General features: G+C 65.0%; 20 protein-coding genes, 1 tRNA gene and 6 pseudogenes. 16 read left to right on the forward strand and 11 right to left on the reverse strand.

The window, feature by feature from the left end; translation table 11 throughout:
- Window positions 1-43: 43 nt before the first annotated feature.
- The 4 genes and pseudogenes from BLW78_RS29560 (at window position 44) to BLW78_RS29580 (ending at window position 3,377) form a co-directional block, all read left to right on the forward strand.
- Window positions 44-859 (forward strand): IS5 family transposase, encoded by an 816-nt coding sequence (locus BLW78_RS29560; protein WP_091682355.1) that lies wholly within the window; start codon window positions 44-46, stop codon window positions 857-859.
- Window positions 860-1,123: 264 nt separating this feature from the next.
- Window positions 1,124-1,381, forward strand: coding sequence for a hypothetical protein (locus BLW78_RS29565; protein WP_139307785.1), 258 nt, complete (start codon window positions 1,124-1,126; stop codon window positions 1,379-1,381).
- Between the two features lie 449 nt (window positions 1,382-1,830).
- Window positions 1,831-2,564: pseudogene (locus tag BLW78_RS29575) on the forward strand (IS5 family transposase); the annotation flags it as partial.
- Between the two features lie 453 nt (window positions 2,565-3,017).
- Window positions 3,018-3,377: a c-type cytochrome gene (locus tag BLW78_RS29580; protein ID WP_091683795.1), complete on the forward strand. Its 360-nt coding sequence runs from the start codon at window positions 3,018-3,020 to the stop codon at window positions 3,375-3,377.
- A gap of 386 nt (window positions 3,378-3,763) precedes the next feature.
- Here the strand turns inward: BLW78_RS29580 and BLW78_RS31180 are convergent, their stop codons facing one another.
- Window positions 3,764-4,195 carry a hypothetical protein gene (locus tag BLW78_RS31180; RefSeq protein ID WP_139307786.1) on the reverse strand — a complete coding sequence of 144 codons (432 nt, stop codon included), beginning with the start codon at window positions 4,193-4,195 and terminating at the stop codon, window positions 3,764-3,766.
- Window positions 4,196-4,318: 123 nt separating this feature from the next.
- On the opposite strand from BLW78_RS31180, the gene BLW78_RS31560 reads away from it, so the two are divergent.
- From BLW78_RS31560 to BLW78_RS31570, 5 genes are all read left to right on the forward strand, one after another.
- Window positions 4,319-4,474 (forward strand): hypothetical protein, encoded by a 156-nt coding sequence (locus tag BLW78_RS31560; RefSeq protein ID WP_170855281.1) that lies wholly within the window; start codon window positions 4,319-4,321, stop codon window positions 4,472-4,474.
- 498 nt (window positions 4,475-4,972) lie between these two features.
- The gene (locus tag BLW78_RS32120) at window positions 4,973-5,236 is read left to right on the forward strand and encodes a hypothetical protein (RefSeq protein WP_210186907.1); all 264 of its coding nucleotides are present in this window, start codon (window positions 4,973-4,975) and stop codon (window positions 5,234-5,236) included.
- A gap of 428 nt (window positions 5,237-5,664) precedes the next feature.
- Complete coding sequence (locus BLW78_RS29600) at window positions 5,665-5,862, forward strand: hypothetical protein (RefSeq protein WP_091683798.1); 198 nt, start codon at window positions 5,665-5,667, stop codon at window positions 5,860-5,862.
- 253 nt (window positions 5,863-6,115) lie between these two features.
- Entirely contained in the window at window positions 6,116-6,253 is a 138-nt protein-coding gene (locus tag BLW78_RS31565) for a hypothetical protein (RefSeq protein ID WP_170855282.1), read from the forward strand.
- Window positions 6,250-6,396 carry a hypothetical protein gene (locus tag BLW78_RS31570; protein WP_170855283.1) on the forward strand — a complete coding sequence of 49 codons (147 nt, stop codon included), beginning with the start codon at window positions 6,250-6,252 and terminating at the stop codon, window positions 6,394-6,396. The genes BLW78_RS31565 and BLW78_RS31570 overlap by 4 nt, the downstream gene beginning before the upstream one ends.
- Window positions 6,397-6,451: 55 nt before the next feature.
- Here BLW78_RS31570 and BLW78_RS29605 read toward each other — a convergent pair whose 3' ends face one another.
- The 3 genes from BLW78_RS29605 to BLW78_RS31575 are packed head-to-tail and all read right to left on the reverse strand — an operon-like array spanning window position 6,452 to window position 7,519.
- Window positions 6,452-6,781: a hypothetical protein gene (locus BLW78_RS29605; protein WP_091683800.1), complete on the reverse strand. Its 330-nt coding sequence runs from the start codon at window positions 6,779-6,781 to the stop codon at window positions 6,452-6,454.
- Window positions 6,782-6,789: 8 nt separating this feature from the next.
- Window positions 6,790-7,266, reverse strand: a complete 477-nt coding sequence (locus BLW78_RS29610; RefSeq protein WP_091683802.1) for a hypothetical protein — start codon at window positions 7,264-7,266, stop codon at window positions 6,790-6,792.
- On the reverse strand, window positions 7,232-7,519 hold the full coding sequence (locus BLW78_RS31575) for a hypothetical protein (RefSeq protein WP_170855284.1): 288 nt from the start codon (window positions 7,517-7,519) through the stop codon (window positions 7,232-7,234). Before BLW78_RS31575 ends, BLW78_RS29610 begins: the two co-directional genes overlap by 35 nt.
- Before the next feature lie 1,007 nt (window positions 7,520-8,526).
- On the opposite strand from BLW78_RS31575, the pseudogene BLW78_RS31940 reads away from it, so the two are divergent.
- Window positions 8,527-9,162, forward strand: a pseudogene (locus BLW78_RS31940) (DedA family protein); the annotation flags it as partial.
- A gap of 559 nt (window positions 9,163-9,721) precedes the next feature.
- On the opposite strand, the gene BLW78_RS29625 reads toward BLW78_RS31940, so the two are convergent.
- The 7 genes and pseudogenes from BLW78_RS29625 to BLW78_RS29665 all read right to left on the reverse strand — a co-directional run bounded on the left by BLW78_RS29625 (window position 9,722) and on the right by BLW78_RS29665 (window position 14,830).
- On the reverse strand, window positions 9,722-10,126 hold the full coding sequence (locus BLW78_RS29625) for a YadA-like family protein (RefSeq protein WP_170855285.1): 405 nt from the start codon (window positions 10,124-10,126) through the stop codon (window positions 9,722-9,724).
- Between the two features lie 750 nt (window positions 10,127-10,876).
- Window positions 10,877-11,682 (reverse strand): IS5 family transposase gene (locus BLW78_RS29630; protein ID WP_091683818.1). Its coding sequence is split into 2 segments (ribosomal slippage): window positions 10,877-11,352 and window positions 11,352-11,682, totalling 807 coding nucleotides; the frame shifts between segments, so codons are not numbered across the junction.
- A 68-nt stretch (window positions 11,683-11,750) separates the two neighbouring features.
- Window positions 11,751-12,500: pseudogene (locus BLW78_RS29635) on the reverse strand (IS5 family transposase).
- 190 nt (window positions 12,501-12,690) lie between these two features.
- Window positions 12,691-12,900 (reverse strand): hypothetical protein, encoded by a 210-nt coding sequence (locus tag BLW78_RS29640; protein WP_091683808.1) that lies wholly within the window; start codon window positions 12,898-12,900, stop codon window positions 12,691-12,693.
- 99 nt (window positions 12,901-12,999) lie between these two features.
- Window positions 13,000-13,073: transfer RNA gene (locus BLW78_RS29650), tRNA-Met, on the reverse strand.
- A gap of 68 nt (window positions 13,074-13,141) precedes the next feature.
- The gene (locus BLW78_RS29655; protein ID WP_091683810.1) at window positions 13,142-13,660 is read right to left on the reverse strand and encodes a hypothetical protein; all 519 of its coding nucleotides are present in this window, start codon (window positions 13,658-13,660) and stop codon (window positions 13,142-13,144) included.
- Between the two features lie 423 nt (window positions 13,661-14,083).
- Window positions 14,084-14,830 carry a transporter substrate-binding domain-containing protein gene (locus tag BLW78_RS29665; protein WP_091683814.1) on the reverse strand — a complete coding sequence of 249 codons (747 nt, stop codon included), beginning with the start codon at window positions 14,828-14,830 and terminating at the stop codon, window positions 14,084-14,086.
- A gap of 335 nt (window positions 14,831-15,165) precedes the next feature.
- Between BLW78_RS29665 and BLW78_RS29670 the strand changes: the two are divergent.
- The 6 genes and pseudogenes from BLW78_RS29670 to BLW78_RS29695 form a co-directional block, all read left to right on the forward strand.
- Window positions 15,166-15,840, forward strand: a pseudogene (locus BLW78_RS29670) (DDE-type integrase/transposase/recombinase); the annotation flags it as partial.
- 80 nt (window positions 15,841-15,920) lie between these two features.
- Window positions 15,921-16,522, forward strand: a pseudogene (locus BLW78_RS29675) (IS5 family transposase); the annotation flags it as partial.
- A gap of 128 nt (window positions 16,523-16,650) precedes the next feature.
- A complete protein-coding gene (gene istA, locus BLW78_RS29680; RefSeq protein ID WP_091683820.1) occupies window positions 16,651-17,889 on the forward strand; it encodes an IS21 family transposase in 1,239 nt (412 codons plus the stop codon).
- Window positions 17,889-18,677, forward strand: a complete 789-nt coding sequence (istB, locus tag BLW78_RS29685; protein ID WP_170855286.1) for an IS21-like element helper ATPase IstB — start codon at window positions 17,889-17,891, stop codon at window positions 18,675-18,677. Before istA ends, istB begins: the two co-directional genes overlap by 1 nt.
- 67 nt (window positions 18,678-18,744) lie before the next feature.
- Window positions 18,745-18,903: pseudogene (locus BLW78_RS29690) on the forward strand (transposase); the annotation flags it as partial.
- Between the two features lie 95 nt (window positions 18,904-18,998).
- A partial coding sequence (locus BLW78_RS29695) for a transposase (RefSeq protein ID WP_139307691.1) occupies window positions 18,999-19,238 on the forward strand: 240 nt, incomplete at its 3' end.

The raw sequence follows: 19,238 nt of genomic DNA on the forward strand, positions 1-19,238 counted from the left end.
CTAGAGGCTGTTACGGACCTGCGGCTGCGCCAGTTTTGGTGGAATGCAGTCCCGCCATGCCTATCCGTCCGATGTCAGCGATGAAGAATGGGCGCTGGTCGCCCCTTACCTGACCTTACTGCCTGAGACGGCCTCCCAGCGCGAGCATAGCCTGCGGGAGGTGTTCAACGGGCTGCGCTACGTGGTGCGATACGGCGTGGCTTGGCGTGCAATGCCCCACGATCTGCCGCCCTGGCACGCCGTGTACGATCAAGCCCAACGTTGGCTGAGGGCGGGCTGCTTCGAGAACCTGGTCCATGACCTGCGCGCCGTGCTGCGCATGGCGTCGGGTCGTGCCGAAGAGCCTTCGGCCGTGGTGCTCGATAGCCGGACGCTGCGCTCGACGCCCGAGAGTGGTGCCCGCGCCGCTTGGGACGGACATAAGCGCACCCGGGGTTCGAAACTGCACGCGGCCGTCGATACGCTCGGTCAGGTCCTGGCCCTGCACGTCACGCCCGCCAATGCCGACGACCGCGCCGCCGTGGCGAGGTTGGCTGATGCCGTGCAGGAGGCGACCGGCGACAGCGTGAACCTCGCCTATGTCGATCAAGGCTACACCGGCGAGCGTGCGGCGAAGGCAGCAGCCGATCACGGCATCGCTCTGGAGGTCGTGAAGCTACCCGAGGCCAAGCGCGGTTTCGTGCTGCTGCCACGCAGATGGGTTGTCGAGCGTGCCTTCGCTTGGATGGCCCGCTTCCGCCGATTGGCTCGCGACTACGAGCGCCTGCCAGCCACTTTGGCCGGATTGCACCTCGTCGCCTTCAGCGTCCTGCTCCTCCGAAGGGCCGCCGACTACGCTGCAGTTCGTAACAGCCTCTAGGTTTGCCAACTCGATCTCTTCCCGCGGACGCTGAAGCGGCACGAGCGCAGAGAGCATCCCGAGTCACATTGCCTCGGCGATTAGGGTGGCGGATAGTGCGAGATTCATGACCAACATCGGAACGCAACGCGATAACCGACATATAGGCCGGTAAGCTTAAGGCTTGCTTGCTCCCAGTCGCACACGATTCCGCAATCGCCATCGGCCATACTTCGCTGGAGACAAATTGCATATCGGCTCCAACAGTTGAGACAATCGAGCCCCATGCCGCAGAGCAACCGGCCTTCTCCTGCCGCTCGGGGTGAAAAGGCCGGGCGGCTTGCGGCGACCGAGATGATCAAGACGCTAAGCCCGGAGACTGGCAGCATTCAAGGCCTCGTGCGCCGAGTCGAGGAGGTCGGGATCATCGTGGCGCAGGAGCATCTGAGAGCCGGTATGCTACCTGCTGAAGTCCGGGCATGGCACATCGGCTTCCAAGCGGGGATGAGCCTTCAACTCGGGGATTACATACGCCGATTTTGATCGGGCAACTGCTCCCCCGCCCCGTGAGCAGTTCAAGCGCAGTAGCGGACACCACGAGTGTGGCCGAGCTGCCCTGGCGATTAGATAGACGAGGGGCCATGATTGCGCATGTCGGCGCCCCCAGATCAGACCTGCGAAGTGAAGGTGGACGGTGTTTGGCGTGCCGTCAGCATCGACGAGGCGCAGCTCCGGCACCGCGACGACCTCAAGCGATGCCCCGCCTGCCATGGGCGTGTGATGATCCTGGGCACCTACGGATCGCTCCGACGTTTGGCATTAGCACACCGCCGTGGACACGACGGCTGCCCTCTGAGGCCGCAACACTTCCAAGGGGTAGCGACGTGGCATCCGGAACCGGTCGAGTAGGCGCTTGGCGACAGTGTGGCGCGGTGGCGCCCTCCCGCCCATAAGAGCGCGGGACAAAACCGCAGGTAGCGGGTTGGGCGGGCATGGACGCTCTCGTAGCCGACGACCTGTGGGCGGTGATCGAGCCGCTTCTGCCGTTTGAGCCTGAGAAGCCGAAAGGCGGTCGGCCGCGTGCCTCGGATCGGGCGGCGCTGGCTGGCATCATCCTGGTTCTGCGTACGGGCATGCAGTGGAAGCACCTGCCGCGTTCTGAGGTGGGATGCAGCGGCAAAACGAGTTGGCGGCGGCTCGGCACGTGGCAGGCAGCCGGTGTTTGGGCTGCCCTGCACCGCGCGATGCTGGAGCAACTTCAGGACGCCGATGCGCTCAACTGGTCGCGCGCGGCCCTCGACAGTGCGAGCCTGCCAGCGAAAAAGGGGGCTCTGCGACAGGCCCGAACCCGACGGACCGGGGCAAGCCGGGGACGAAGCGCCACCTTGTCGTGGACGCCAACGGCACGCCGCTCGGTCTGACGCTGACCGGGGCCAACTGCAACGACAGCCGTATGCTAGCGGCGACCCTCGACGCGGTGCCGGGCGTGCGCACCGGCCGGCGTGGCCGCCCGCGACGCAGACCGGACAAGCTGCACGCCGACAAGGGTTACGATCACCGTCGCTGCCTGGACGGCAGCCGCTGCCGGCGCGAGTGCCGGGCCCGCAGCATCACACCACGGATCGCGCGACGGGGCATCGAGAGCAGCCAGCACCTCGGCCGCCATCGCTGGATCGTGGAGCGGACCTTGGCTTGGCTCGCCCGCTTCCGCCGACTGACCATCCGCAACCAAACACCTAAGCGGATCAGGGCGGGGCCGCACGAGCACGGCACCTGCGGCCCAAACCTCCACACGCCTGGGCGCCCTGGCGTCGACCGGGGTGCCTTTCGTCGTTTCAGAGCGCGGCTGGATTAAACCGCGCCCCTCCGCCGTCTACATCCTGTGAACGCACTACCTCGAACCGCCGCGGCCCCGGCCGCGGCGGTTTTTTCGTGCTGACTGCCCGTAAGCGAGAGATGGCGAATTGGACCTAGCAACTGCCGTGACCGTACACCCCAAATCCGATGCCTTGAGTTCGGCTGGCTCAACCGAGCGGAGCATTTCTGTACGCCTTACGCTGCTGACCGCTCACGATTCAGCCGCGACCCGGATTAGGTCGAGCGCCTAAACGTCAACCCTCCGATATGCCAAGCGTTTGAAATCGTTCGGCATAGGAAGCGAATTTCTGGGAGTGGTCCTGTGTGGTCATTTGTTTTTGGCGTCGTTGTCGCTCTCTTGATGCCGGTCGCAGCGCATGCTGAGGGTGATGCGGCTGCTGGCGAAAAGGCGTTTGCCCCTTGCAAGGCGTGCCACAACTTTCAGAAGAACGGCGTAGGGCCCGATCTGAAGGGGGTGGTTGGTCGCAAGGCGGGCACCTACGAGGGCTACAACTTCTCCGCCGCCCTCAAGAATTCTGGCATCATTTGGGACGAGGCTAACCTACACGAGTGGCTGAAAAACCCAAAGACTAAGGTGCCTGGCAACAAGATGATTTTTCAAGGATTTACGGATGACAAGAAGATCGATGATGTGATCGCCTATCTTAAAACACAGTCCTGACAATTAAGCTGTTGAGCCGAGTCGGTTTATTGGCTCGGCTCACGCGATGGCAAGATCAATAGCTTTCTCTCGCCTCGTGAGCAGCTCGGGGCGGGGCCGAGCGGGGTTAGCAGAACGGCAACCATTCGGCCGTACCCCGCCGGCCATGTCCGAAATCCCTCCCGCAGTCGCCTCCTGGCGCGACCAGATCGAGCGCCTATCCGAGCACGCCTCGCCATGCCGGTATCTGGCCCCGACCCGTTGGGCAGCGATGGGGGCGAGCGCTCTGGCCTTCATCGACGAGCACGGCGTCATGACGCACCGCCTCGGCTGAACCGCGGAGCAGCTCTTCGGCGTCCATCCAGAGCACGGCTTCCTGCAGGTCGAATATGCCGGCGCCCTGATGATCAACGACTGGCAGGTGGCCGCCGTTTAGCCGGCTTGGATAGTGTTCGACTGGTTGTTCCGCGACCAAACGATGATGGGTCCGATCCGAAGGCGTCGGTCTGGGCGCTGGCGGCACGATCTAACGCTGCATGAGACTTGGGCACGGGCCAAGCCGGCTCCGTCCATAGGTCAGATGTCGAGCAAGCACTGCACCGAAGCGTCATGCCCACGTCGGGCACGAAACTCGTGGACGGCCAGCGCCCGGCGTAGATCGACAGTTCATTGACGTGCCCGCAGTCGCACGTCACCCGCAGCGCCGTCACGCCCTTGTCTATGGCCTGCTGCAGCGTCATCGGCGCGATCTCGTGGCCGTCGACGTCGTAGGCGCGGCGCGGATTGCGCAGATGAACCGGCAGCGGCGGTCGAGGTGCACGCGGGTTGTGATTGGACACCGACCTTCATCCCGCACTGACCGCCTAGGATTGGGCGGCGGAAGTGCTGGTAGCGCCTCGCATTCTTGAACGCCATCCACACCGCTCCACCGCGATCTCGCGCGCGTCGGCGGCCGCCGGTTGATGCACGTCCCCGCCTCAGGCTTGTTCCGTATTCTTTCGCTGTCAACGCCGGAGACGCGGCCAGGCGAGCAGATGCAGATCGACTTCGGCGAGCGGCGGATCGAGATCGGCGGTGTGCCAACCCGGGTCTCGCTGTTCGTCGCGGCGCTCGGTTAGCCGGCCACCGCTTCGCGGGCTTTGCCGCCCTGGAGGCGCATCTCGATGCCTGGACGCGGGATGTGGCTGACCGGCGCGCGCACGGCACGACCGGTGAGGCGCCGGGCGCGCGGTTTACCCGGGATGAGAGCCGGGCGCTGCAGCCTCTGGCGGGCGTGCCGCCTTCTCCGCCGCGCGCGATCTCGTGCGCCGGGTCGGGGCAGACTACGCGGTCGGCGTCGACGGCAACGCCTACTCGGTGCCGTGGCGGCTGATCGACGAGCGGGTTCGCGTCACCGTGAGCGGAGCGGTGGTGCGCGCCCACCACGGCGGATGTGAGGTCGCCGTGCACGCCGCGTTGAAGGGGCGCCACGGCCGTGTCGTCGACGATGCCCATCTGTCCGGGCTTGTGGGTAGCTAAGAGCGACCGGCTCACCGACTCGACCCATCGCCCATCATGCCGCCGGCGCTGTTGCGGCCGCTGGCCGAGTACGAGGCGGTCGCCGGGGGAGGCTTCTGATGGCCGAGGACCATGACCACCTCACCCTGCTGCTCGACCGCCTGAAGCTGACGGCCATGCGCGATCAGCTCGATAGCCTGATCGACGAGGCCGGCCGGGGCGACCTGACGATCCGCGAGGTGCTGAGCCGATCCGGTTCGTTCGCGGTTGGTCCGCCCCAAGTTTGGGACGCGCTGTCCGCTCTGGGACGTCAGTTCCTCTTGAGTTCGGGGTCCGTGCCTGTCGGGCTTCAATCAGCTCTGACAGCGCCTCGGCCTCCGTGATCTGCCCCTCCCCGTAGGCGCGTCAGAGCAGCGCCGTCACCTTCGGCAGGGTGAGTCGGTCGGCCGCCTTGATCGCGCGGCGGATTTCGTCTGCAAACACGTGTCCTGGCCCTTATCCACAGAGCCACAGGGGGACGTTCGGCGGCGCACGCTGTGTGCTCCGTTCAAGATAAGTCGGTATCGGCGCCAGAACCGGAGTTCTGACTTGACGCCCGAGGGCGCTTCATGGCTTGCAAGGAATGGAACCGGCCTCACAGGCCATCTCGATTTCGACAGCCTCGTCCTTGCCGGGACGGGGCTGTTGGCTTTTCAGGGTCCTACTGCGGCAGTCGGTACTTCTGGTTGTTCTGACGACTCGCGCAAGGCGCGCGCCAGCCGGACATGGCATGTCGGCCGGGCCACACGGTTAAGTCAACGTTGGAGCGACGATGGCCGAGCTTGATCGAACCGAGCGCGACATCGCTATCCTGGAGGAGGCACTACGAGTCGCGAGGCTGGCGCTGATCGACCCTAACTTGTCGGCAGAGCTGAGAAGCCGTGGGCAATCCACCATCGAGATGTACGAACGGCATCTCACCGAGCTGCGGACGAAGCGCGATGACCTGCGGTCGCTGGCCGCGGACTAGAGGCCTCGCAGATACTCATCTCAGCGCCCTGGCCTGTCGTCTCTCCGCCTCATTCAAATTAGCTAGCCAATCAGCGGCCGAGTGTTGCGGATAGGATACTGCAGATGCGACCTGAAATATGTATCGTCTAACGCGTTGTCTTTTCTGACGGCCTACCAGACTGATACTGATGTTTACGATACAAATTAAATCGCAAAATGATACAGTTTGGCGTGCGCCTACAGTTTTGGAGACGCGTGTCTTCGTCGAAGCGATGCAGTTCGCCGATCGACTGGCTCAGGCTTGCCGCAAAACAGCGACCGCAAGCTGCAGCGCGACGCGGACCTGGGTGGTGGAAATCGTCGGTGAGACCGGCATCACTTTCTACCGCGCGCCGGTGGCCTGGGCATGATCGCGCAAGTCATCATCGGCCTATCGGTGCCGCTCACGACCACGGTGGTGGCGATCCTATGGGCGCGGTTCGTCTCGGACGGGATGGCAAGTGTGCCGGAACTGGATGAGACCGCTCGCCATGACGACATCAGAACTTGGTGAGGCGACTCGCTAACCCCGAGCAATCTAACAGATCGATGAGGCTCGTGCCGGCCGCCTACAAATCCGGCACGATCCGGATCGCAGGCTCCAGGACGTAGGGCGACCCGGGCAGGTGCTGGCCGTCGCCCTCGCGACGAACGCTGATCTCGTAGCCTTCCTTTGGCAGAAGAATGCCGGCCGGGAGATCGAGGCTGAAGCCGTGCCAGCCGGTCCCGATCCCCTCCACCGCCAGATCTTCACGGAACTGGTCGGCCCTGCAGCGACCGATCACCTTCCGGTCGATCGCGATCAGCACCCATAGCGGCATGTCCGGCGCGTCCGTCTCCCAGCCCCAGCCGGCGATCTGCCGATGGGTCAAGGTGCCGACATGCCCGAGGAGCGCCACAGGCTGGCTCAGGCGGCCAGCAGAGCAGTACAGGACCCTGCGGCATCCGCCTCCATGGCGCAGACGCGCAGGCCGTCGGCCGAGCGACGCACTTCGACGGTGTGCGGGATGCCCGCCGACAAGGTCTCGTCGAGGTCGACGTCGAAGCCGTGGCGACCGTCTCCGATACCCGCGGCCGCGATGTCGGCCCGGTACTCCTCGGCCAGCGTCATCGCTACAACCACGCCGTCCACGACGACGTCGAGGCACACCGGAGCGTCGGGGTGCTCGGCGTCCTGGGCCCAGCCAGCCACACGGATGCCGTCGCAGCGATCCATCCACGCCCGCACGGCGCCGAAGCGTGTCGGCTCGATCGACAGGTCAGCGCGTAGGATCAGGCGCTCGCGCAGCGCATCCAGTTCGGGTCCATGCTCGACCCGCTCGGCATACGGGACAGCGGCAACTGTGGCATCATCGCCCGCAATGCCATAGAACTGCCGACGCACACGAGGCGCGGCCAGGAAGCTCTCGGTAGCACGGCCACCACGCCTGGGCGTATGCGATGCTGCCGACATGATCCGCCACTTCCCGGATGGTCCGAAGCTCCTCCATCATGGCGGACGCGAGATTGAGCATGCCAACAAGGATATGGGAAGCCTGCTGGGGCGCCATCACCTGTGCCGCCAGCCGATCCACGTCGGTGCGGATGTTCTCCAGGAAGGCGGTCGGGGTGCTGCCATTCACATCTGGCAGGATCATGGACCAGTCAGGCCATCGGGATCTGCGGACGGTAGTCGGGTACATTCGACGCGCCAACGCCTTCAAAGGGCATTCGGGGAGCGGGTTCCTATAGGTGCAGTTGATTTGCAGCAACGATGAGAACGCAGCCCGCGCCATCGCCGAGAATGTCGTTTCTATCTTAAGGCATAGGCCGGTTCAATGTGGCTTCGCCTTGGTCGGGCACGACGCGGTCGTGGCCGGATTGATGCGCGAGTTGCTAACCGTCATGCCGACCAACTCTGGCAACACACTCGCTGCCGCCTGCAATCGCTTCCTCGACACGCTTCCGAGTCGTAGGGAGCGAGACCCTTGGGTTGAAGCCGTCGACCCTAGCGGTGGGTGCGTGACGATGCGGGAAGGTAAGCGCGTCAACGCCTTCAAGGCACACAGCGGAGGCGGGTTCCTAAGGCTCGGCTGCTCTTGGCCTTCCAGCTTCTATGAACGTCGTTTCTGCCGTTCAGCCGTTCAGGACCTTTCAGCGTCGTCCCACTCAAGCACGGGAAAGACGGTCTCAGCTTGAAGCACGATCGCCAGCATCGCGGCCACGATCAAGCTCGCACAACAACCTAGAGCAATACCAACCATCGCTTCGTCATCCTCAACTTCCGGTTGCAGGATTTCGCAACGTGGTAAATGAATGGTTAAGCTTGGACAGTTGCGGCTCTGACAGTCCCATCACCTCGTCTCCCGACCCGGGACGCTCATGGTGCGGCTGGGGCAGACGGATACGATAGCTAGCCATGCCGGCGAGAGCTTTTGCGGCATCAACGCCTTCAAGGGGCCCACAGGGAGCGGAAGGTTTAGCCACTGGCCTTCCGGCATCTGAGCCGCCCTCGGTGCGACGCCCGGCTATGTGTGCTTCTAGCGGCATCGCTCATCAGGGTGTCGATGCCGATCCTTATGTGAACCCGACACAGTTCCGCGTCTCGATCCCGCCACGTTCCGAAAGCTAAGCCCTTCGCGCTGACCGAACCGAAGGATGCCGGATGGCCTTTCTGCACAACCTGCCGATCGCCGACCTGATCGCGCATTATGGCTACTTCGCCATCTTCATCATCATCACGCTGGAGAGCGCTGGGCTGCCCCTCCCAGGCGAGACGGTCCTGCTGACCTCAGCGGCCTATGCCGGCAGCACCGGCAACATCAACATCGCTGTCGTGGTCGCAATCGCGGCCACCGCCGCCATCCTGGGCGACAACGCCGGCTACTGGGTCGGTCGCCGCTGGGGCCTGCCGCTGCTCCTGCGAAAGGGCCACTTGATCGGCCTTGATCACGGACGGCTCAAGCTCGGCCAGTACCTGTTTCGACAGCACGGTGGGAAGATCGTGTTCTTTGGTCGGTTCACCGCGATGCTGCGCGCCTACGCGGCCGTGCTCGCCGGCGTGAACAAGCTCGATGCTCGTCGCTTCTTCGCCTTCAACGCGCTCGGCGGGGTGGCCTGGGCGTCGATCATGGGCTTCGGCGCCTACCTGTGCGGCCGCTCGATCGAGAACGTCATGGGCCCGGTCGGCCTCGGGCTGCTGGCTTTTGTTCTGCTAGGGGCTGTCGCGCTGTGGCTGTTCATGCGCCGACATGAGGCACGGCTGATGGTCGCCGCGGAGGCTGCCATCCCCGGACCACTGGTTGCTGAACTGGGTGAAGCCCCTCCGTCGCGGCTAGCTGAGCAGGTTGAGGCGGCGGATGTTGGAGCAGATCAAAGCAGCTCGACCCAGCGAGAGTTTCAGGGCGAGATCGAGAGACTGCTAGCAAAGCAGGCTGCCACGCAGGCTCGCACCGGGGCTCGACCGATTGAACGCCGGCAGGCCGAGCCGATGCCCTGGTGGTTCAAGGTGCCAGCTCTTCTCCTGGTAGCAGCCATCGGCATGACGTTTGCCTCCTGGGAAGACAGCGTGACGGGCGGGTTTTTCGGACGCCTCGTTGGACATATCAGCATCGTTGGCGTGGGACTTATCCTCTTGGTCCACATCCTCATTCTCATCATTGTTGGTCTGCGGCTGAGATACCCATCGCAACTGATCTCCTCAGAGGAAGAGATTGAGGGGGTCGACCGGCTGCCGGCATGACTCCAGCCGTGTTGATGAGGGTGGCCTATACCCGCCACGACCCGCCGCCTTGTAGCCTGCGAACTGCGACAGCTTTGGTAAGCTGCCCGGGAGTCGACGGGCAGCGCCAGTGGTCGTTCTATCGGAAGGAAAATCCGACGCCGCCCTTCACGAAATTCTGCGTTGGCCCGCGCGCGTACCCAAGATAGGCAATTGTATTCTCATTGATCCGAGTTGAGACAGAGATAGATCCAGCTCCTGCCCCGCCGTAGCCAGCGCCACCAAAGGAAATGGCAAAACGGTCGCCTGGATTTGGTGGCAGAACGTTGATCGCGCCCGCTAGAGCGATCCCTTCGTTGAAGCGGTTCGACAGACGATCGAGACGCGCCGCAATCAGGGTCAGTGCAGCTGAATTGGCGTTGGCCTGCGCCGTGACCGCGCTGAGCTGCTGATTTGTCGCCGCGATCTGCTGATCCGTTGTGGGCGGTGCCACAATGCTGGACGTGGATGCGTTGCCAAAGCAATCAGAGCTGAGGTTGGGCACGAAGTATCCTGGGAAGGCGGTTCCACAGGGACCGGTGAACAGCGGAGCGGTTGAGACGGGTGGAACTACGACGTTCTGAGCGTGACCAGCCGAAGTTGCGCTGAGCAGGACAAGTATGGAAATTAGGGTACGCAACGTCATGTTTTCTACATTACCGAGCTACAATCACTCGGAAAACATGCCAACTACGTCGGCGGCGAACTATGCCTTCGGCGCCACACTCCTCGAACTTCACGCTATGGCTGTGAAGCTCTGGGTATAACGCAGCTCCTGCAAGAAGTTGATGGCCGCCTCAGTGCTCCGTGACGAACCGCGCCTCCCACTCGTCGGCGATCAGCTCAGGGCCGAGGAGGCACAGCACGCCGTTGCTCACGGTCGCCTTGCGCGACCCGGCGCTATCGGCCTGTGATGGCGGTCGTCCTGATCGGTGAAAATAAATCCAATAGCTTGCCATGCCAGCGACAGCTTTCGACGCCTCGGTGCGTTCAGGGAGCCTTCGGGGAATGGGCTTCTGTAGTCGCAGGCCTTTCTGATCGAGCAGGGATATCGCGCAGATCGACGGACATGGACATCCATACGCAAGGCTGCCCCTCGCACTGTCGCTGAGCGTTCTCCTGCCGGGCGGCAAGCAGCTTCGTCGCGAACTCGCGGCCCTCGGCATCGTCAGGCAAGGGCGAGATCAGGGCTTCCGCAGTTGTGTCCTGTTCTAGCGGATCCTGCAGCGCGCCGGCGGTCTTTGTCTTAGAGCGCCTAACAGAACCGTTTGATCTGGTTGAGTGTGATGAGGCTGGCAGCGAGGCTGGTGAAGGCTTCGTAGATGTCTGCACGTCGCTCGTAGCGCACTGGCAGCCGACGGAAGCGGTTGAACCAAGCGTGCGTGCGCTCCACCACCCACCGGTGCCGGCCCAGCCTCTCGCTGCTCTCGATGCCGCGGCGTGCGATGCGCGGCACAATCCCACGCGCTCGACACTCATGTCGGCGCGGTCTGGCGTCGTAGGCTTTGTCGGCGTGCAGTTTGTCCGGGCGGTGTCGCGGCCGGCCCCGCCGACCGTTGCGCACGGGTGGGATGGCATCGAGGGTCGGTGCCATCATAACGCTATCGTGCCGGTTGGCCCCACTCAGGCAGACGCCGAGCGGCGTACCGCGCGCGTCGGTGACGAGGTGGCGCTTCGTGCCCGCCTTGCCCCGGTCCGTCGGGTTCGGGCCGGTGGCAGAGCCCCTTTTTTGGCCGGGACAGAGGCGCTGTCCAGGCTCGCTCGGCTCCAGTCGATCTGACCCGCCCCGTGCAGGCGCTCCAAGAGCACCTGATGCAGGCGCGCCCACACGCCGGCCGCCTGCCAGTCCCGTAAGCGGCGCCAGCAACTCATCCCGCAGCCGCAGCCCATCTCCGCTGGCAGCATCTCCCACGGAACGCCTGAGCGCAGCACGAACAGAATGCCGGTCAACGCGGCTCGGTTCTCGATCGGCCGTCTGCCGCCTTTTGGACGTGGGCGGGGCGGCGGCAGAAGCGGCGCAATCTCGGTCCAGAGATCATCGGGCAGAAGCGGGCGAGCCATCACCACCAACGCCCGCCCGCCCGATCCGTGCCCGTTCTGTTAGGCGCTCTTAGAGTCCGTCCGAGAAGTCAGGCTGATCGGGCGAGGCACCTGACGAGGATCATGACGGCTGCGGCGTAGAGGAAGGCTCGTGCGGAGGCGAGGGTCGCTTCCGGATCCATCCAGAGGCGCCGGTTGCGGCTGATCCAGGCGAAGAACCTCTCAAGGACCCACCGACGGGGATGAACAGCAAAGCCAACCTGATCCGGCGGCTTGCGCACGATCTCGACGGCGATGATCGTCGCGCTCGTTGGCTTGTCGCCGGCACAGCCGGCGTCGGCGAAGGCCTTGGCGATGAACGGGAAGGTCCGGCGCGACAGGCGTAGCACCGGAACGGCTCCGTCCCGGTCCTGCACGTCGGCAGGTTGCGGATCGAGGACGAGCGCACGCCCGTCCGTATCGACCAGCGCTTGGCGCTTGCGGCCTTTGACCTTCTTGCCAGCGTCGTAGCCGCACGGCCCGCCGCTCTCCGTCGTTTTGACGGTCTGGCTGTCGGGCACTGCAGCGGACGGCGAGGCCTACCGTCCGACACGCTCGCGATCAAGCATGACCAGGTGGTTGATCCGGCCGAACAGGCCGGTGTCGCGCCAGCGGCTGAAGTAGCCGAACGTGGTCGAACGCGGCGGTAGATCCTTGGGGATCATCCGCCAAGAGATCCCACCTCTCAGAACGTAGAAGATGGCGTTCTGGACCTCCCGTGTCGTCCAGAGCGGAGGCCGACCACAGGGCGCCGGCCTCGGCATCAGTGGCGCGATCACCGCCCACTCGGCGTCGGTCAGGTCGGTTTCTTAGCGAAGGCTCACGCGGCTATGCTGCCGCCGGGTGGTCGGGGTCCACATGGCGCTTCCAAGTCAGGCTTCAGCACCCTCCTGGAAGCATCGCCATCCCGGCCACTCAACCCCGCTTCAGACCCTTACCGGACGGGCTCTAAGCCTAACTCGCATGCGCCACGGCCCACTCCTCGAACGATCATTCAGGATAGGACAACAATCCAGAGTGGCGATCAAGCGCGCGATCAATCGCCTTGCAGTCCCAGCGGGTTGTGCCGCGCGTCGCCTTCGGCACGATGCCCCGGCGGAGCCAATCGTCGAATGCCGCAACCGAATCGCAGCCGCAGTATTTTGCGGCCTGCTCACGGCTCAGCCTTCGAGGCCGCAATCCAATCGGAAGCCTCGTCATGCTGGACTCCGGTGCTCGCCTGGATCGGTCCTACGAAGCCTGACGCCAGGTCCCTCGCCGTTCTCCTGGATGAAGATGACGCCGGCTGCTCCGAGATAGTGGGCTCGGCAGGACTCGAACCTGCAACCAGACCGTTATGAGCGGTCGGCTCTAACCATTGAGCTACAGGTCCCCGAGCTCGCATAGCCTTCGCTGTCCTGCAGGCGCAACTCGTCGACAGGGCAGCGTAGGACTTGTGGGCCTACTCGGCAGCCTCACCCCTCTCGCTGTCTTCCTGATCGTCTTCAGTCCGATCGTCCTCAACCGCGCCTTCGGCCGCTGCGCTCACCGCCTGAGCACCGGCCCGGTACTTGTCTCCGTGCCGCTCCAGCTCGCCGCTGTTGGCCATCACGCTGAGGTACGTGTTCAGGGTGTTGGCGGCCACGTCCGTGAGGCGCTCGCTGAGCTCGGCGTGCGTCAAGCCTTCAGAGCCAGCCTCCTCAAGGAGCGCCTTTAGCCGCCCCTTCGCAGAGTTGGCACGCGGTCCCCGGGGGCCACGGCTACCACGAGGCCGATCCTCGCCAGCCGGAGCGCGACGGCGTGTCGGCAAATCGTCTGCAGGCTCGACCATAGGCGTGCCCTCCACGATCGATGCGAGCGACCGCTCGGCAAGGCGGAGCTTCGTCAGCTCGGCGCCGACCCGTTCAAAATCAGCCTCAAGGGTCGCGCGCTGCTGCCTCACGTTGGCAAGCGCCTTCGCGAGAGTGTCGTCATTTGCCATCGGCGAATCGTCTTCCTTGTTTTCGGGACCAGCGCCTTGGGGCGCAGTCGGGAAACGTATCATCGCCCCCCACTGGATCCGCGCGATACCGAACACAGCCTTGGCAGGAGTGTGTCATGCCTCCTCGCTTTCTTGCGCGAGGCGTTGCGCCCGTAACCGCTCGGTCCGTTCGTCCAAGGCTTGGCGTTCTTCCTCGATCTCCTCCCAAACCTCGCTCGAAGTCGCCTCGCGGATCTCCGTTCTGACCTGATGGCTCGTGCGGTCGGCGTAGCGGGTTGTTGGGAAGTGAGACATATGCCCTTTTGATTGGCTAATGTCCGGCCGAGATAGGGCACTGACTCGGGCCGTCACCTGCACATCGCCCTCAGCGCCTCTTCTGCGAGTCCTTCAGCGCTGCGAATTGCTCTGACGTAGATTGATCCGTTAGCGCGCGACCGCGTCGTCGTAGAAGCCGCGGGCATCGAAGATCCGCCGGACGACGCCCGTGCGCTTCGCCTCATCCATCCACGCGGTGACGCAGGCGAGGGCGGCAGGTCGGCCCTTCGGGACGGCGACGGCGACTTGCGTCTGCTGGAAGCCGCCGCTGACGATCCGTGAGCCAGGGACCTGCGGGACCACCGGCCGCAGCGTGTCACGCGAGAGGGCGAAGGCGTCCACCTGCCCGGCGCGCATACGCGCGACCGCCTCGGCCACGGACGGGACGGGGCGGGGCTGCGTCCGGGTCAGCGTGCGGGCGGAGGCGCGGAACGTCGTCGTGCCCTCGATCGCCACGACCCGGAGACCCGGTCGGTCCACCTGCGCCACGTCGGTGATGCCCGACCCGGCGCTGACCAGATAGGTGCTCTCCAGGTCGTAGTAGCCCGGCCCGAAATCGATCACCTGCCGCCGGGTCGCGTCGACCGGCATGAAGCTGACATCGATCACCGCGGCCTGCAGGGCGTCGGCCGCAGCGCCCGAGTTCGGGAACAGCGTGACGGCCAGCGGTAGGTCGGCCTGCCGGGCGAGATCCGTGCTCAGATCGGCCGTCACGCCGTCGAGTCCTCCATCGGCGGCGCGGGCGACGAAAATCAGACCGGCGGACGGCGCCTCGACGAGACCGACCCGGAGCGTGCCGGTCGGGGCCAGTTCGGCCCTCGAGGTCGCGACCTGATCGTGGCCTGGAAGCGTCATAGAAGCGAGAAGGGCAAAAGCGAGCAGAAGGCAGGGAAGCGGCGCGCTTGAGGATCGCGGCGGTGACACCTTGGTGACACCAGCAACCTCAGGAACGGGACTAACCCTTGCTAAGTCATTGAGAAGATTGGCGCGCCAGCTTGAACATAAATGCGAACACCTATGTGATTGAGATTGTGAGATAAATCTGAGCTCGCCTCAAGCCTACTCGCAGCAAGCACGTCGCGGAAGCAGCTTGCAGCTTGAGGGCAAAAGCACAGCTCAGCGGTCAAAAGGGGTTCGTCCATCGTGTCGGTCGTGGGTTCGAATCCCCCTCTCCGCCAGTTCATTTCAAAGAGGATGAGGCGGTGATCGTCGCCTTCCGGCGGCATACCTTGCTGCCGCTCGACGACAGCCTCTACGCGCTGCAGCCGAACCTGCCGCATCTGACCCGCTCGTCGCCGCATCGCTGCCTGCAGCGTCACGGCATCAGCCGCCTACCGGATGTTGACGGCGACAAATTCAAGCGCTCGCGCTTCAAGGCCTACCCAATCGGCTACTTCCACATCGACATCGCGCAGGTCAGCACCGAACAGGGCAAGCTACACCTGTTCGTGGCCATCGACCGCACGAGCAAGTTTGCCTTCGTTCAACTGCATGAGAAGGCAACACAGCGGATCGCGGCAGCCTTTCTCCACGATCTGGTCGCCGCCGCACCGTACACGATCCACACGGTGCTGACGGATAATGGCATCCGGTTCGCCGACAATCATCCGATGGACGAGGAGGCCGAAGCCAAGGCGGCCGCCTACTGGGCGACCCAGGATTGGCCCCGCATCTACCGCTGGCACGCGTTTGATTGGGCCTGCGAGCAGACGAAGATCGAGCATCGCCTGACCAGGCCGCGCTGCCCGTGGACGAATGGTCAAGTCGACCGGATGAACCGAACCATCAAGGACGCCACGGTCAAGCGCTACCATTACGCCAGCCATGACGAGCTCCGGCTGCACCTGCAGCCGTTCGTGGATGCCTAGGGTGTGAACCGAACCAAGGTGTTGCAGTGTTTGTGGTTTTGTGATTCAGGGCCGCCGTTTGCAGCGTGGAGGCGGCGATGGCGGACCTGTTCTGGCTCTCGGACGAGCGGTGGGCGGTGATGGCCCCGTTCATGCCCAAGGATCAGCCCGGACCGGAGCGGAAGGACGACCGGCAGATCATCTCCGGCATCCTGCACGTGCTCACCTCGGGCTGCCGCTGGCGTGACTGCCCCGCCGCGTATGGGCCTCGCACGACCGTCTACAACCGCTTCAACCGCTGGTCCCGGCGTGGCTTCTGGACGGCGATGTTGGCCGCCCTGGCCAAGGCCGGCTGGTTGGGCAAGGCGGCTGCCATCGACAGCACCTACGTGCGAGCACATCGCTTGGCGCACGGCGGGAAAGGGGGGCGCAGGCCCAGGCCATCGGCCCGTCGCGCGGCGGCCAGACAACCAAGGTCCATGCGCTCACCGACGTCCTCGGCCGGCCCGGCGTGCTCCTGCTGACGCCCGGCAACGCCAGCGATGTCACCGCCGCTCCGGCCGTCCTGGCCGAAGCGCCGGGCCGGATCCGCCGCCTGAGCGCCGACAAAGGCTACGACGCCGATTGGCTGCGCGCTGACCTCCGCGAGAGCGGCATCATGCCGATCATCCCGGGCAAGCGCGGCCGCAAGAGAAGGATGTCGGGCGACATGGCAAACTGCCCCCCTGACGCCATGAGGATCTGACCCCCTCGATGAGCGAGGAGGTCGAGATGATCAGGAACGAAGATCAGGCTCTTCAGCGGACGGACGATCCGCGGAGGGCCGAGATGAAGACGCCGGACGACGTATCGGCGATGGTGCGGCTGAAGGCGCTGGGCTGGGGTGCCAAGCGGATCGCGACCGAGCTCGGCTGTTCGAAGAACACGGTCAAGCACTGGCTCCGTCAGGGTGATTGGCGTCCCTCTAAAACGCCCTCACGATCGAAGCGGCTCGACGGCTTGACGGACTGGTTGGCCGAACGGTTCCGGCAGCATGCCGGCAACGCCGACGTCGTGCGCCAGGCCCTCGCCAACGAGAAGGAAATCCACGTCAGCCTGCGCACCGTGGAACGGGCTGTGGCGCCGTTGCGGCGGGATCTGGTGATCGCCGCGCGGGCGAGCGTGCGGTTCGAGACGCGGCCAGGCGAGCAGATGCAGATCGACTTCGGCGAGCGGCGGATCGAGATCGGCGGTGTGCCAACCCGGGTCTCGCTGTTCGTTGCGACGCTCGGTTACTCGCGTCGACTGCACGTACGCGCCTTCGGCCACGAGCGGCAGGAGGACTGGTTCGCCGGATTGGAGAGCGCCTTCCAGGCGTTCGGCGGCGTGCCGCGTGAGGTGCTGCTCGACAATGCCCGCGCCCTGGTCCTGCACCATGACCCGGTCAGCCGCGAGGTCATCCTGCATCCGCGTTTGCATGCCTTCTCCCGGCATTGGGGCTTCCGGGTCCGGGCCTGCGCCCCGTACCGGGCGCGCACGAAGGGCAAGGACGAGCGCGGCGTTGGCTACGTCAAGAGGAACGCTGTGGCCGGCCACCGCTTCGCGAGCTTTGCCGCCCTGGAGGCGCATCTCGATGCCTGGACGCGGGATGTGGCCGACCGGCGCGCGCACGGCACGACCGGTGAGGCGCCGGGCGCGCGGTTCGCCCGGGACGAGGCCCGGGCGCTGCAGCCCCTGGCGGGCGTGCCGCCGTTCTCCGCCGCGCGCGATCTCGTGCGCCGGGTCGGGGCAGACTGCGCGGTCAGCGTCGACGGCAACGCCTACTCGGTGCCGTGGCGGCTGATCGGCGAGCGGGTTCGCGTCACCGTGAGCGGAGCGGTGGTGCGCGTCCACCACGGCGGACGCGAGGTCGCCGTGCACGCCGCGTTGAAGGGGCGCCACGGCCGTGTCGTCGACGATGCCCATCTGGCCGGGCTTGTGGGTAGCCGAGAGCGACCGGCTCACCGGCTCGACCCGTCGCCCATCATGCCGCCGGCGCTGTTGCGGCCGCTGGCCGAGTACGAGGCGGTCGCCGGGGGAGGCTTCTGATGGACCATGACCACCTCACCCTGCTGCTCGATCGCCTGAAGCTGACGGCCATGCGCGATCAGCTCGATAGCCTGATCGACGAGGCTGGCCGGGGCGAGCTGACGATCCGTGAGGCGCTGACCCTGTTCTGCGAGCGCGAGGTCGCTCGGCGTGACCAGCGCCGCATCGACATGGCCTTTGGTCTGGCTCGCTTCCCCTTCGTGCGGGACCTGACCGGCTTCGACTTCGGCGCCCAACCCTCGCTGGACAAGGCGCAGATCCGTGAACTTGCCACCGGCCGCTTCATCGCCAATGGCGAGGCGGTGCTGTTCCTCGGGCCGCCCGGTGTGGGCAAGACGCACTTGGCGGTGGCGATCGGGCGCGCGGCGATCGTGGCCGGCTATGGCGTGCTGTTCACCCCAGCCACGACGCTCGTGGCGCAGCTGGCCAAGGCGCATGCTGAGGGCCGGTTGGAGGAGCGACTGACGCACTACGCCAAGCCGAAACTGCTGATCATCGACGAGCTCGGCTATCTGCCGTTCGAGCCGGATGCCGCGCATCTGTTCTTCCAGCTCGTCAGCCGCCGCTACGAGCGGGGCGCGATGCTGGTGACCTCAAACCGGGCCGTGGGCGAGTGGGGAAGTGTGTTCGGCGATGCGGTGGTGGCCACCGCAATCCTCGATCGGCTGCTGCACCACAGCCACGTCGTCACCATCCGCGGCGACAGCTACCGGCTTCGTGAGAAGCGTCGCAGCGGCCTCCTGCAAAAGGCGGCTGCGGTCCCCCAACCCACACCCGTCCAGGCGTGAGAAATTAGCATGGGGGTCAGATCCTCATGACGCGAAGAGGTCAGTTCCGGATGTCGCTTGATAAAGGATCCGCCACGACAAGCGGCGCTACCGGGAGCGCTAGCGCATCGAGGTGACGTTCAACCGCCTCAAGGACTTCCGCCGCATCGCCACCCGGTACGACAAGCTCGCCCGCAACTACGCCTCAGCCGTCGCCTTGGCTGCCGTCATCGCCTTCTGGTGCTGATCGAGTCCAAACCCTAGGTAGGGAACTCATACAACCAACTGCTGTTGCTCGTGTTTTCGTCCTGAGATTGGGGTTTCCAGCGCAGGAGGTTCGCGATGGCACGGTTGTTCTGGCTCTCCGATGAAGCCTGGGGGCGGATCGAGCCGCACCTGCCGCACGGCCAACCGGGCAAGCCCCGGGTCGACGACAGGCGAGTGATCAGCGGCATTCTGCATGTGCTGAAGGTCGGCTGCCGCTGGCAGGACACGCCCTCCGCTTACGGTCCGCACACGACGGTCTACAACCGCTACAACAGATGGTCTCAGCGCGGGATCTGGCAGCGGCTGTTCGCCAAG

It is taken from the genome of Methylobacterium sp. 275MFSha3.1, from assembly GCF_900108435.1.
Lineage (GTDB): Bacteria > Pseudomonadota > Alphaproteobacteria > Rhizobiales > Beijerinckiaceae > Methylobacterium.